This window comes from Paenibacillus piscarius, assembly GCF_022234545.1.
Lineage (GTDB): Bacteria > Bacillota > Bacilli > Paenibacillales > Paenibacillaceae > Paenibacillus_AQ > Paenibacillus_AQ piscarius.
On the sequence record NZ_JAIEUI010000017.1, the window covers coordinates 114,595 to 128,124 of the forward strand.

Genomic DNA, 13,530 nt, shown 5'->3' on the forward strand with positions numbered 1-13,530 from the left:
CGTGGAGCTTATCTTGGATAATATACGCAAGAGCTTTGACGGTAAGGAAGTGCTGAAGGGGATTGATTTTACGTTCCAGCAAGGTAAGATCTACGGCCTGCTCGGCCGCAACGGCGCAGGTAAAACCTCGCTGTTCAACTGTCTGAGCGGGGAGATTCCGATGGATAGCGGCGGTGCTTTTCTGAAGAGGAATGAGGTCAGCCTGCCGCTGCTGGAGGAACATATCGGTTATGTCTTCTCGCTGCCGATCCTGCCGGATTTCCTGACTGGCTATGAGTTCGTGAAGTTCTATATGGATATTAATAAGGACAAGATTGAGCCCGGGCGGACCATTGAGGATTACTTCGAAATCATCCGCTTCGAGGAGGAGGACCGGCACCGGCTGATCAAGGGCTACTCCCACGGGATGAAGAACAAAATCCAGATGCTCTGCTTCATCATTACCCGCCCGCCGGTTATCCTGCTGGATGAGCCGCTGACCTCGTTCGATGTTGTGGTGGCGCTGGAGATCAAGAAGCTGCTGCGCGAGATGAAGCAGGATCATATTATTATTTTCTCCACCCATATTCTGCAGCTGGCCGCCGATCTGTGCGATGAGCTGGTTATTCTGAACAACGGCTCGCTGCGGGAGATTCCTGCGGAGACCCTGCACAGCCCGGAATTTGAGGAGCAGATCATTGGCCTCTTGAAGGATGAGCACCATGATTAAGACACTGAAGGCCATACTTGAAATACGGGGGATGTCCGGTGCTAACCGGCTGATGTTCTTCATACGGAAGCTCCCGCTGATCGGCAGGCTGCTGCCGGCTTCAGTCTACTCCAGAACATCCATGAAGCGGAAGCTATCCGTAGTGGTGCATATTCTGAAGGTGCTTCTGGCATTCATAACCAAGTTCGCCTATCTGGGAATCATGATCTATCTTCCGGTGAAGCTGGCCGCGCGTGAATCAAGCTTATCACTCCCCGTCCAGTATCAGCTCTATCTGCAGATTCTGCTGTGCATCAGCTTCCTGACAAGTGCGGTGTCCAGTGCCATAATTCTGGAGCCGAAGCGGGACAAATATATATTCGTGAAGCTGATGAGACTGCCGGCAGAGCGGTATATGCGGACTACCCTGACCTTGCGCGGCATCAGCTTTCTGGTCACGTTCCTCCCTGCGATGCTGCTGTTCGGCAGCCTGCTGGGCGCTCCGCTGTGGCAGTCGGCCGTGCTTGCACTGCTGCTGACGTTCTGGCGGATCGCCTGCGAGGCGGTACATCTGCTGGTATTTGACCGGACAGGCATTGTTATTGTCAAAAAAACAAGCTGGGTCTGGATCTCCATTGGCGTAGGATATCTGCTGGCATATCTTCCGCTGCTGCCCGGCTTCGTTGTCGTGGACAGCGGGATGCTGTTCAATCTTCCTGTGCTGCTGGGTGTGCTGATTCTGGGCTCCTTAGGTTTAGTCTATATCGCACGGTATAGAGATTACCGGAAGGCTGTCGATGCCGTTACCAAAATCGATGATCCGCTGCTCGATCTCGGACGCATGATGAAGGAGGCGCGGGTGAATGAGGTTGCTACCCGGGAGCAGAAGTATACGGTAGAGCAGCTCAGGCCCGGCCAATTCTCCGGCAAAAGCGGGTACGCGTATCTGAATGCTATTTTCTTCGCGCGCCACCGGCGTTTTCTGATCCAGCCGATTCAGCGGCGTCTGGCGATTATCGGCGGGCTGTTCGCCGCCGGGGTGCTGACGATGCTGTTGTCCGGGGAGGCTTTTTCCATACTTGTGCAGCTACTGATCCGTATGTTACCGGCCTTCCTGTTCATTATGAATTTCACCTCCATCGGAGAAAGGGTCTGCAAGGCGATGTTCTACAACTGCGATCTCAGCCTGCTGCGCTACGGCTTCTACCGCGAACGCAAGGCCATTCTAAGCAATTTCCGTATCCGGCTGCTGCGCATCAGCCTGCTCAATCTGATTCCCGCTGCGGCCATCTGCCTGGCGGTGAATGTGCTGATCCTGCTGTCGGACGAGAGCTGGACGGCAGCGGATGCTGCCATCTTCAATGTGACCATTGTAGCGCTGTCGCTGTTCTATTCGGTGCATCACATCTTCATGTATTATATCTTCCAGCCGTACACTACGGAGCTGAATGTAAGGAATCCGTTCTTCACCATTGTGAACAGCATTGTGCTGGGGGTGGGCATTGTGGTGATGCAGCTTCAGAGCGAGCCTGGAATATTGGCCTTGACTGTTGTAATCTTTGCTGCCGTTTATATGCTGCTTGCCCTGATTCTGGTCAGCCGCTTCTCGGTCCGCACCTTCCGGGTGAAGTGATCCGGCACCTGCCTTGCCGTACACTTCTATTTTGCGGGGCCTGATGGTATGATAGTAGCTCAAGGTTAACATGAGATGCAGACCCGCGAAGCTGCAGTGACCGAATAGATGGGAGATTCAGAATGCAAAGAGGTGTGACCCGTGAGCAGCATAACCGTGGCTAAGGTGCTTAATAACAATGTAATCATTGCCGAGCATCCCCAACATGACGAGGTTGTGGTGATTGGCAAGGGAATTGGCTTCAACCGCAAAATGCGGGACCGGATCAGCCTGTCCTCCGTAGAGAAGATGTTTATTCTGCGCAGCCAGGAGGAACAGGAGCAATATAAGCAGCTGGTGCCGCAGGTGGACGAGAAGCTGATTGAAGTGGTGCAGGAGATTGTGCTGCATATTATGCAGAAGAGCCATCAGACGCTGAACGAGCATATTCATATTGCGCTCACAGACCATATCTCCTTTGCGATCCGCAGAAGCGAGCAGCAGATGGCGATTCATAATCCGTTCCTGTATGAGACCCGGGAGATTTATCCTGAGGAATACAGTCTGGCCGAGTATGCCGTGGACCGGATCAACAGGGCGATGGGGGTGACGCTGCCGCCGGATGAGGTCGGCTTCGTGGCCCTGCATATTGTCAGTGCGCTGAGCAATCAGCATATCTCCGAGGTCAAGCAGCATTCCCAGCTGATCGGCGATCTGGTGGGGCTGGTGGAGGATAATCTGGAGTACCGCATCCCGCGTGATTCCCTGGACTATTCCAGGCTGGTCACCCATTTGCGGTTCGTTCTGGAGCGGCTCCGCCGGGGGGAGACCGTGCGTGAGACCTCTTCCCTGGATGGGCTGATGAAGCGCGAGTATCCCGAGATGTATATGCTTGCCTGGAAGCTGACCAAGGTGATTGAGCAGCGTGTTCACATCCCGGTATACCCTGCCGAGGTGAGCTATCTGACGATTCATCTGCAGCGCCTGACCCAGAAGAAGGAAGATGAGGCAGATATGAAGCCGCAGGAAGACGTTTAGTCGATTTTGCCGCTTGCAACTTCATATCATTGATGCTACAATGTTCCCTGTTAAGATATTCAACAGAATAACAACGTGTAACTGATACGATCAGGCATGAGTGATTTACAGTATTATGGTTGTCCTGCCCCGGCTTGGGGTACGCTAACGGTAGCGTTAGTAGGGCGATCAGTGTACTGTATTGCTCATGCCTTTTTTGGCTTTCTGTTACAAGAAATTCAGGGTAAGGAAGTGAATTCAATGTTCAAAAAGTTATTCGGTGTCCTGCAGAGAGTCGGTAAAGCGCTCATGCTGCCGGTCGCCATTCTTCCGGCAGCGGGACTGCTGCTCGGAATCGGGAACATGCTGGTCAATCCGGACTTCCTGCAATACGTGCCTGCCCTGGAGAACCATATCGTACAGGCAATTGCCACGGTGCTCATGAATTCCGGGCAAATCGTGTTCGACAATCTCTCCCTGCTGTTTGCAGTCGGCGTAGCCATCGGGCTGGCCGGGGGCGAGGGTGTCGCCGGACTTGCGGCTATTATCGGCTTCCTGGTCATGAACGTGACCATGGGTACGGTAGTCGGAGTTAACGATTACGTGCTCAGCTTAAAGGACTTCGCGTATGCCCGGGTCCTGGGGATTCCGACCCTGCAGACCGGGGTGTTCGGCGGTATCCTGGTAGGGATTCTGGCCGCATCCATGTACAAAAGGTTCTTCCGCATAGAACTGCCGTCTTATTTGGGCTTCTTCGCAGGGAAACGCTTCGTACCGATCATGACGGCGGTGACCTCGCTGCTGCTCGGCCTTGCGCTCACGATTGTATGGCCGCCGATCCAGCATGGGCTGAACTATGTGTCGCAGAGTATGATCAACACGAACCTGACGCTGTCGGCCTTCATCTTCGGGGTCATTGAGCGTTCACTGATTCCGTTCGGGCTGCACCATATTTTCTATTCACCGTTCTGGTACGAATTCGGCAGCTATATCGACAAGGCAGGCGATCTGGTCCGCGGGGACCAGCGGATCTTCATGCAGCAGCTTCGCGACGGTGTGGAGTTCACAGCGGGAACCTTTACTACCGGTAAATATCCGTTCATGATGTTTGGCCTTCCGGCTGCTGCACTGGCGATCTATCACGAGTCCAAGCCGGAGAACCGCCGGATCGTGGGAAGCTTGATGATCTCGGCCGCACTGACCTCGTTCCTGACGGGGATTACAGAGCCGCTGGAATTCTCTTTCCTGTTCGTGGCACCGCTGCTGTTCGCTGTACATGCGGTATTCGCCGGCTTGTCCTTCATGACGATGCATATCCTGAATGTCAAAATCGGCATGACCTTCTCCGGCGGCTTCATCGACTACGTGCTGTTCGGTATTATTCCGAACCGCACCGCCTGGTGGCTGGTCATTCCGGTAGGTCTGGTGCTTGCGGTCATCTACTACTTCGGCTTCCGCTTTGTCATCCGCAAGTTCAATCTGAAGACGCCGGGCCGTGAGGATGCGTCTGAGGATGAAGAGGAAGTAAGCACAGCGAGCGTGTCCAAGACGGGCGACGATCTCCCGCGCAACATTCTGTCCGCTCTGGGCGGCACGGAGAACATCACTCATCTGGACGCCTGCATCACCCGCCTGCGCGTGGAAGTGAAGGATAAAGCGGGTGTGGACAAGAACCGGCTGAAGAAATTAGGTGCTTCTGGAGTTCTGGAAGTGGGTAACAACGTACAAGCGATCTTCGGAACCCGTTCGGACACCATCAAGTCCCAGATTCAAGATGTCATGAACGGCAAAACACCTGCCGCAGCGCCTGTGGCTCCGCAGCCGGAGCTGGAACAGGCGGCGGGCGAGCAAGGGGACGCCATTATCGCGGAGGATATCGTCTCCCCGGTGAACGGCGAGCTGCTGGATATTACGGAGGTTCCGGATGCGGTCTTCTCCCAGAAGATGACCGGTGACGGCTTCGCGTTCCTGTCCGCAGACGGCAAGATTGCTTCGCCGGTATACGGCAAGGTATTCAACGTCTTCCCGAGCAAACACGCCATCGGCATTATGTCGGACGGCGGCAAGGAGGTCCTGGTGCATATCGGGGTCAATACGGTGAAGCTGAAGGGTCAGGGCTTCACGGTGCTGGTTGAGGAAGGCGAACTGGTTGCTGCCGGACAGCCGATTATGGAGGTCGATCTGGAGTATGTGAAGGCGAATGCGCCTTCGGTCATCTCCCCGGTCATCTTCTCTAATCTGCCGGAAGGCTCCAGCGTCACCTTGAAGAAGCCGGGCCGGGTATCGATTGGCGATAAGGACATCATCACCATTCAGTAGCATGTGCAATGGCGAAGCGCTTCCATTATAATGAAAGGAAGCGCAAGCCTTCACCATAAATAATGAATCCAAATTACAGAAAGCGAGATGGATGATATCATGCAGACAACTTTCAGAATTATTGACGAAGACGGAATTCACGCACGCCCGGCAACCGCGCTGGTAAATACAGCTACGAAATTCAAAGGCACTGAGGCTTTTGCTGAAGCCAAAGGCAAGAAGGTAACCCTGAAATCGATCCTGGGCGTGCTGTCCCTGGGCCTTGAAGCCGGAGATACGCTGACGCTGATCACAGAAGGCAGTGAAGAAGCAGAAGCACTGAGCGCATTGCAGGAAGTTATGGTCAAGGAAGGGCTGGGAGAAGTTCATGAGTAAACTTTCAGGAATCGCGGCTTCCGCAGGGATTGCAGTTGCCCGTGCCTTTATCCTGGAACATCCGGACTACACCATTACCCGGACCGAAATTACTGATGTGGATGGTGAGCTTGCGAAGCTGAATGCCGCCCTGGACCAGTCCAGAGGCGAGCTTCAGCGTATCAAGGAGCGTACGCTGGCAGAGCTTGGGGAGAAGAAGGCGGAGATTTTTGAATCCCATCTGCTGATTCTGGATGACCCTGAGCTGATCACCCCGGTAATGGACAAAATCCGCGAGGAATCCGTGAATGCGGATTACGCCCTGCATGAAGTAGCCAATCAGTTTGTGGAAATGTTCCAGAACATGAAGAGCGCCTATCTGCAGGAACGTGCCGCCGATATGCGTGACGTGACCAAGCGTGTGCTGAACCATCTGCTCGGCATCCACTATGTGAGCCCGGCAGAGATCAGCGAAGAGGTTATCGTGATTGCCCAGGATCTTACCCCGTCCGATACGGCACAGCTGAACCGCAATTTCGTCAAAGGCTTCACCACCAACATTGGCGGCCGGACCTCCCATTCGGCAATCATGGCCCGCTCGCTGGAGATTCCGGCGGTAGTCGGAACCAAGAACGTCATGTCGCTGGTCAAGGCCGGAGATCTGGTCATTGTGGATGGTCTGAACGGCGATGTGCTGATCAACCCTTCGGAGGCTGAGGTTGCCGAGTATACAGCGAAGCAGGAAGCTTACGACCTTCAGATTGCGGAATGGAAAAAGCTCCGTGACGAGCCTACCGTATCTGCTGACGGCAAGCATGTCGAACTGGCGGCCAATATCGGCACGCCGAACGATGTGAACGGCGTCATCGAGAACGGCGGCGAGGGCGTCGGCCTGTACCGGACCGAATTCCTCTACATGGGCCGCGACAAGCTGCCGTCCGAGGAGATTCAGTACAACGCCTACCGTACCGTGCTTGAGAATATGCAAGGCAAGCCGGTAGTTGTTCGTACGCTAGATATCGGGGGAGACAAGGAGCTGCCTTATCTGGAGCTGCCGAAGGAGATGAACCCGTTCCTGGGCTTCCGCGCGATCCGTCTCTGTCTGGACCGTCAGGATATCTTCCGCACCCAGCTGCGCGCCCTGCTCAGAGCAAGCGCCCACGGCGACCTGCGGATTATGTTCCCGATGATCGCTACGCTCGGCGAGTTCCGGGCAGCCCGTGAGCTGCTGCTGGAGGAGAAGGCCAAGCTGCGTGAAGAAGGCAAAGAAGTGTCCGACAACATTCAGCTCGGCATTATGGTGGAGATTCCTTCCACAGCGGTGCTGGCTGACCAGTTCGCCAAGGAAGTCGATTTCTTCAGTATCGGCACGAATGACCTGATTCAATATACTATGGCCGCTGACCGGATGAATGAGCAGGTATCCTACCTGTATCAGCCGTACAACCCGGCGATTCTCCGTCTGGTCAAAATCGTCATCGACGCGGCCCATGCCGAAGGCAAATGGACCGGTATGTGCGGTGAGATGGCCGGCGACGCAACAGCGATTCCGCTGCTGCTGGGCTTAGGCCTGGATGAATTCAGTATGAGTGCCACCTCCATCCTGCCGGCACGCAGCCAGATTTCCAAGCTGTCTGCTGCAGAGATGAAGGAGATGGCTGCCGAAGCGCTGCAGCTCGGCACCGCTGAGGAAGTGGCTGCCCTTGTGCAGTCCCGCGCGAAGTAATCCGTTAGCTCTGTTTTCCGTCTTTTCAACTTTTCCAACAACATTTGCCGGTTCCCGCTCCAGGGGGCCGGTTTTTTTGTGGGTTGTTTTGCAGGAAGACAGCAATTCTGGAACCGTGTGTTCTACGGAATTTTTATATAATGGGTCCATTACTTCCGGAGGTGGAACGATTCTTGCACAAATTCAGCGCTTCACAAATTTACTTGTTGATTACCTTTATGATGTCTTTGGCCGCGAGCACGATCTTCACAACCTACAGCATCTATTACGTAGTGGAGCTAGGACTTAACCCGCTGCAGCTGGTGCTGATCGGGACGGTGCTTGAAGTTACCGTGCTGATCTTCGAGGGAATTACGGGGGTGGTTGCAGATACATACAGCCGCAAGCTGTCGGTAATTATCGGCATGCTCGTATTAGGGATTGCTTTTGTCCTGGAGGGCAGTATTGTCTGGATGATGCCGGCTGAGATTCTGCCCGCATTCGGCTGGCTGCTGATCTCCCAGATGCTGTACGGGATCGGCTGGACGTTCTTCAGCGGTTCGGATATCGCCTGGATCGTAGATGAACTGGAGGAGGGGCAGACAGGGAGGCTGTTCATGCGTTCCAAAAGGTTCGGGTTAAGCGCATCTCTGCTGGGCATCGCCGCCAGCGTGGGCTTATCACTCATTGCGCCTAACATGCCCTTCCTGGCAGGGGGAGCCATCTACATCCTCCTCGGCCTGCTCTTGATCCGTTATATGAAGGAGACGGGCTTCACCCGCCGGGAACGGGCGCCGCAGTCTTCGCCTCTGCGTGAGCTTGGCAGGACCTGGGCCAGCGGCGCATCCATTCTAAGAAGTCACCCGCTGCTGCTGTTGCTGACGGTTGTAACTTTATTCAGCGGTGCTGCGTCTGAAGGGTATGACCGGCTGTGGCCAATCTACCTGATGAACGACATCGGCTTCCCGGCGGGGATGCTCTCGATGGCCACCGCGTTTGGGGCGATCAGTGCAGGGACTGCATTATTGGGGCTGTTGGCGGTTCATCTGGCGGAGAGACTGCTGGATTTGAACAAGGAGCGGACCGTCGCCGCCGCCCTGTTCCTGCTGACCTTGGCCCGGGCGGGCTGTATTCTGATGCTGGCGCTATCCGCCAATTTCTACACTGCGGTCGGAGCTGTGCTGCTCCTGGGCGTCCTCGGTTCTGTGAGCGATCCGGTCTATACGACATGGCTGAACACGAAGCTGCCCGCCCGCAGCCGGGCGACGCTCCTGTCGATGATCAGCCAGACCGATGCACTGGGTCAGAGCGCAGGCGGTCCGGCTGTAGGCTATATCGGCAGCCGCTTCTCGATAAGAGCCTCCCTGCTGTCCGCCGGCTTCCTGCTGCTTCCTGTCATCGCGCTGTACGGGAGGGTGCTGCGCAAGTCTAACAAGGACATCAAGCAGTCACAGAAGTCCTGAACACCTTGGTTTAGGTCTTAATTCCCTGGCACCGGATGCCGATATTGGATAAATAGGACCAATGTTTCCTCTAACCCAAACCTGTAAACCTATGGTTACGTATGATAAGATGAACCCAGTAACCGAATTCGGGCAAGACCCGGCTGCAGAGCGGTGCAGCCCCGTACAAGTATTAGTTGCCGGCAAAGTGGAAATAGCTTGGACTACTAGCAATATAGGAATTCGTTCTCTGCGGTTCCTGCGGAGAGCCTGGGGATGGTGAATATTTATGAGCAGCAATTATATAAATGCAGAATCCGATGTCGGAATCTATGAAGGCAATGATCTGGGCTTAACGTATACTGCGGAATCCAGCCTGTTCAAGGTCTGGGCACCTACAGCCTTTACCGTCTCTCTTGTATTGTATGATACGGGAGGGAACGGACTGGCCGCCGGGACCGGGAGCTACCGGGAGGGCAGCAAGATTCTAAGGATGCAGCGCGCAGACGGCGGGGTGTGGGAGCTTAAGGTCCCCGGGAATCTTAAGGGCAAATATTATATGTACCGCGCTGTATTTGCAGACGGTTCAATTCATGAAGCAGCAGACCCTTATGCAACCGCTGTATCGGCCAATGGTCTGCGCACAGCGGTCGTAGACCTGGCGGAGACGGACCCGGACGGCTGGGCGCAGGATGTTTCCCCGGCTCTGCCTCATCCGGCCGATGCGGTCCTCTATGAGCTTCATGTCCGTGACTTCTCCATGCATGAGAGCTCCGGGCATACGTATAAGGGGAAATTCAAGGCATTCACAGAGGGCGGACTCCGCGATGCGGCAGGTCACTCTCTGGGCATTGACCATCTGGCTGAGCTGGGCATTACCCATGTCCATCTGCTGCCGGTCTTCGATTATCAGACCGTTGATGAGCTTGCAGCAGAGGGTGCGGAACCGGCATCCCCGCTCTTCACCGAATACAACTGGGGGTATGATCCGCAGCATTATAACGTGCCTGAAGGCTCCTACAGCACTGATCCGGCTACGCCGGGAACACGCATCCGCGAGTTCAAGGAGATGGTGCAGGCGCTGCACAGCCGCGGCATCTCGGTCATTATGGATGTGGTCTACAACCATACGTATAGTCTGGAGCAGGGGCCTTTCCAGCCGCTGGTGCCGGATTATTACTACCGGCATGATTCCAGCGGCAGGCTATCCAACGGCTCGGGTGTCGGCAATGAGCTGGCGACAGAGCGCCCGATGGTCCGCAAGTATATTAAGGATTCCTTGGCCTACTGGGCGAAGGAATACCATATTGACGGGTTCCGCTTCGACCTGATGGGCCTGATCGACAGTGTCACTATGCGCGAGATTACGGAAGAGCTGCGGCTCAAGATCAATCCGAATCTGCTGCTCTACGGCGAGCCTTGGACAGGCGGCGACTCTCCGCTGGGGGCGAAGACGCTGAAGGGCGCACAGAAGGGCAAGGGCTACGCGGTCTTTAACGATAACTTCCGCTCCGCCATTAAGGGAGACAGTGACGGCTGGGGCCGGGGCTTCGCCACAGGCGAGCAGGGGAAGGAAGGGGCAGTGGCCGCCGGTATTCTGGGGGCGATTCATGATTTCACCGATTCGCCAGTTGAGACCGTGAACTATGTAACCGCCCATGACAATCTTAATCTGTGGGACAAAATTCTCGCCACGCAGGGTCTGCGCGGGGAAGCGCGTCTGCCCGAGCTTAGTAACGGCAAGCTGCGGGCCGGCGGTGATCTGCAGGCTGCCCTTGCACAGGCTGATCCGTACTTTGCGGTGGATACCCGGAATGTGCTGGAGAATGAGACCGTACGCCGCTCCCTGCTGGCCAGCGGGATTATTCTAACCTCACAGGGCATTCCGTTCCTTCACGCCGGAGATGAGCTGCTGCGCAGCAAATTCGGCGATCACAACAGCTACCGCAGCCCGGACGCGATCAATGCGATCCGCTGGGAGAACAAACAGAGATTCATCCCGGTCTTCCAGTATTACAAGGGCCTTATCGAGCTGCGGCGGGCCCATCCGGCCTTTCGCCTGCACGGGCGCCAGGAGATTGAACGCAGCCTGGAGTTCCTGCGCTGCGACGGCGGTGTTGTGGCCTATATCCTGAAGAATCATGCCGGCGGCGATGCCTGGCAGAATATTGTGGTCATCTGTAATGCCAACATGGGACCGGTGACCCAGGCTCTGCCCGAAGCCGCAGGCGGCTGGAATGTAGCCGTTGACCATACCCGTGCGGGTGCGGAGGCTTTCCGGCAGACGGAGAGCGGCTGTGTAGAGGTCGCCGGTCTGTCGATGATGGTACTCTACGATCAATACGGCGAGCCGGGACCAAGGTCGAAGCTGGTGGAGGTTCATTATGAACGGCCTGACGGCGATTACCGGGGCTGGAATCTATGGGTATGGGGTACAGGCATTCAGGATGGCCAGCGCGACTTCCAGCATATGGAGAACGGCCATGCGGTGGCCCGGATAGAGGTGCTGCCGGAGACGGCTTCCATCGGATATATTCTCCGGCTGAATGACTGGGAGGAGAAGGACGGTGCCTCGGACCGCTTCATCGACTGTCCGGCCGGGGAGAATGTTGTCAAGGTCAGTGTACGTGAGCGCAGCCTGGAGCACCGTATCGAACGGGCTGATCCGCTGCCGCAGACCAGCTAGAACTGAATAAGAGCGGGCCCTGCTCTCCTTGCGGAGAGGGCCCGCTCTTATTTGCATTCCGGCCAGGGCAGCCTTCAGTGCTAATTCCGCTGGCTGTTGTAGTTGTTATCCAGATGCTCACTGTACAGGCTGGCTTCATTGCCCCCGTTATTCTTGGAGCGGTACATGGCGAGATCCGCGGCCCGCAGCAGCTCGTTGATGGTACTTCCATGCTTCGGATATAAGGCAACGCCGATGCTGGCAGAGGTGTGGAAGCTTGCGCCATGGTTGAAGGACCATGTTTTGTTGAACAGCTGCAGCAGGCGGTTCAGCATTTCATCCAGCACCTGCGGGCTGTTGAACCGGTGAAGCACTACAGCGAATTCATCCCCGCCGATACGGAAGGCCTGGCCGTAGCCCTTCACGGTCTGCTGCAGCTCCCGGGAGAGCATCTGCAGGAATTCGTCTCCGGCCAGGTGGCCGAGCGTATCATTAAGATGCTTGAAGCGGTCGCAGTCCAGCAGTGCGACGGCGATCTCCTGCCTGTGGTCCTCCGGCTGGTTGATCAGGTTCTCCATGTACATTTTGAAGTGGGCACGGTTCGGTATAGCGGTCAGATGGTCATAGAAGGCCAACTTGTGCAGCCGCTCCTCGTATTGCTTGCGCTGGGTGATCTCCCGCGATACCAGCATGAACTGCGCCGGGAACGTGCGGCTTCCCGTAATCGGGGTCACCTTGGTCTCCAGCCAGACCCAGTGTCCTTCGGCTGAACGCATCCGCAGCTCAGAGATTCTGGGCGATGACTGGACCACACTCTTGAGCTTGGCCCAGGAGATTTCTGCCTCCCGGATATAATTGGACAGCGGCGCCCCTTTGCTGGGCACATAACCGAGTGCGCTGGCATGGGAGGGGGATGCGTACAGAATCAGGCCGTTCGGATCGGTCAGCACAATGAAATCAGACATCGTCTCACCGATCAGCTGGTACAGGGATTTCTCCTCCAGCATTTCATTCTGCAGGGTAATCAGCCTGCGGCTGAGGTAGATAATCACCAGAACGAGCAGGAACAGGAAGACAGAATAGACGGCGAACAGCGAGCTTTTGAGATTCCTGAACTCCTGCATCACCTGGCGGGCATAGCTGTCAAGCAGCTCTTCCGCCTGATCCAGGCTTCCTCTCGTCTCATTCAATTCTGTATGTACAGTCAGCAGGGAATAGGAAGCCGGATTCCAGTCGTGCTGCACCCGCTGCGAGATCCATTCCCTGCCGGTATTCTTCCACTCGGCCAGCGAGAGATTGAACTGGTCCAGCTCGCCCCGGAGCTCATCCAGCAGCAGCTCACTCTGCTTCATGCCGTTAAACGGACTCTTCACGGCATCCAGATTATAGCTGGCGGTAGCAATCCGCTGTTGCGCCTGGGCATTGTTGTCTTCGAATTCCTGGGAGAGCCTGCTGCGCTCTTCGCCGGTCAGCGCTCCGCCGACAGCGGTCTGAAGGGCAAGGGCGGCCTGATGCAGATCCCGGTCCGCATTCAGGAGGAGTCCGGAATTCTGGTAGACATCACTGTACAGCGAGTCTGATAATTTATTAATCGTGTGGCTTAGATACAGCAGGGAAGCCACGCTGGCACCGACCAGAAGAACGGAGATTGAGGTGAATAATAGGATTAATCTGCGTGTACTCGTCATTTCGGATAGAACAGCCACTGTCATCCTCTCCCCGCACAGA

At 55.8% G+C, this 13,530-nt stretch carries 9 protein-coding genes; 8 read left to right on the forward strand and 1 reads right to left on the reverse strand.

The features are described from left to right. Position 1 precedes the first annotated feature (1 nt). The 8 genes from K1558_RS23470 (at position 2) to pulA (ending at position 11,823) form a co-directional block, all read left to right on the forward strand. Positions 2–709, forward strand: a complete 708-nt coding sequence (locus tag K1558_RS23470; RefSeq protein WP_238654230.1) for an ABC transporter ATP-binding protein — start codon at positions 2–4, stop codon at positions 707–709. Then, complete coding sequence (locus K1558_RS23475; protein ID WP_238654232.1) at positions 702–2,321, forward strand: hypothetical protein; 1,620 nt, start codon at positions 702–704, stop codon at positions 2,319–2,321. Before K1558_RS23470 ends, K1558_RS23475 begins: the two co-directional genes overlap by 8 nt. A gap of 141 nt (positions 2,322–2,462) precedes the next feature. Beyond that, complete coding sequence (gene glcT / locus K1558_RS23480; protein WP_238654234.1) at positions 2,463–3,338, forward strand: glucose PTS transporter transcription antiterminator GlcT; 876 nt, start codon at positions 2,463–2,465, stop codon at positions 3,336–3,338. A gap of 240 nt (positions 3,339–3,578) precedes the next feature. Further along, positions 3,579–5,636 carry a glucose-specific PTS transporter subunit IIBC gene (ptsG, locus tag K1558_RS23485; RefSeq protein WP_238654237.1) on the forward strand — a complete coding sequence of 686 codons (2,058 nt, stop codon included), beginning with the start codon at positions 3,579–3,581 and terminating at the stop codon, positions 5,634–5,636. Positions 5,637–5,735: 99 nt separating this feature from the next. Beyond that, a complete protein-coding gene (locus tag K1558_RS23490) occupies positions 5,736–6,011 on the forward strand; it encodes an HPr family phosphocarrier protein (protein ID WP_238654238.1) in 276 nt (91 codons plus the stop codon). Then, on the forward strand, positions 6,004–7,716 hold the full coding sequence (gene ptsP, locus K1558_RS23495) for a phosphoenolpyruvate--protein phosphotransferase (protein ID WP_238654240.1): 1,713 nt from the start codon (positions 6,004–6,006) through the stop codon (positions 7,714–7,716). The genes K1558_RS23490 and ptsP overlap by 8 nt, the downstream gene beginning before the upstream one ends. Before the next feature lie 173 nt (positions 7,717–7,889). Continuing rightward, a complete protein-coding gene (locus K1558_RS23500; protein WP_238654242.1) occupies positions 7,890–9,158 on the forward strand; it encodes an MFS transporter in 1,269 nt (422 codons plus the stop codon). 268 nt (positions 9,159–9,426) lie between these two features. Beyond that, positions 9,427–11,823 (forward strand): type I pullulanase, encoded by a 2,397-nt coding sequence (gene pulA / locus K1558_RS23505; protein ID WP_238654244.1) that lies wholly within the window; start codon positions 9,427–9,429, stop codon positions 11,821–11,823. 80 nt (positions 11,824–11,903) lie between these two features. Here pulA and K1558_RS33100 read toward each other — a convergent pair whose 3' ends face one another. Beyond that, the gene (locus tag K1558_RS33100; protein ID WP_238654245.1) at positions 11,904–13,508 is read right to left on the reverse strand and encodes a diguanylate cyclase domain-containing protein; all 1,605 of its coding nucleotides are present in this window, start codon (positions 13,506–13,508) and stop codon (positions 11,904–11,906) included. Between the last annotated feature and the right edge of the window lie 22 nt (positions 13,509–13,530).

Bases quoted from the DNA above. Each gene is read 5' to 3' on its own strand.
- K1558_RS23475 (WP_238654232.1), top strand. From the start codon at position 702: ATGATTAAGACACTGAAGGCCATACTTGAAATACGGGGGATGTCCGGT.
- ptsG (WP_238654237.1), top strand. From the start codon at position 3,579: ATGTTCAAAAAGTTATTCGGTGTCCTGCAGAGAGTCGGTAAAGCGCTC.
- K1558_RS23490 (WP_238654238.1), top strand. From the start codon at position 5,736: ATGCAGACAACTTTCAGAATTATTGACGAAGACGGAATTCACGCACGC.
- ptsP (WP_238654240.1), top strand. From the start codon at position 6,004: ATGAGTAAACTTTCAGGAATCGCGGCTTCCGCAGGGATTGCAGTTGCC.
- pulA (WP_238654244.1), top strand. From the start codon at position 9,427: ATGAGCAGCAATTATATAAATGCAGAATCCGATGTCGGAATCTATGAA.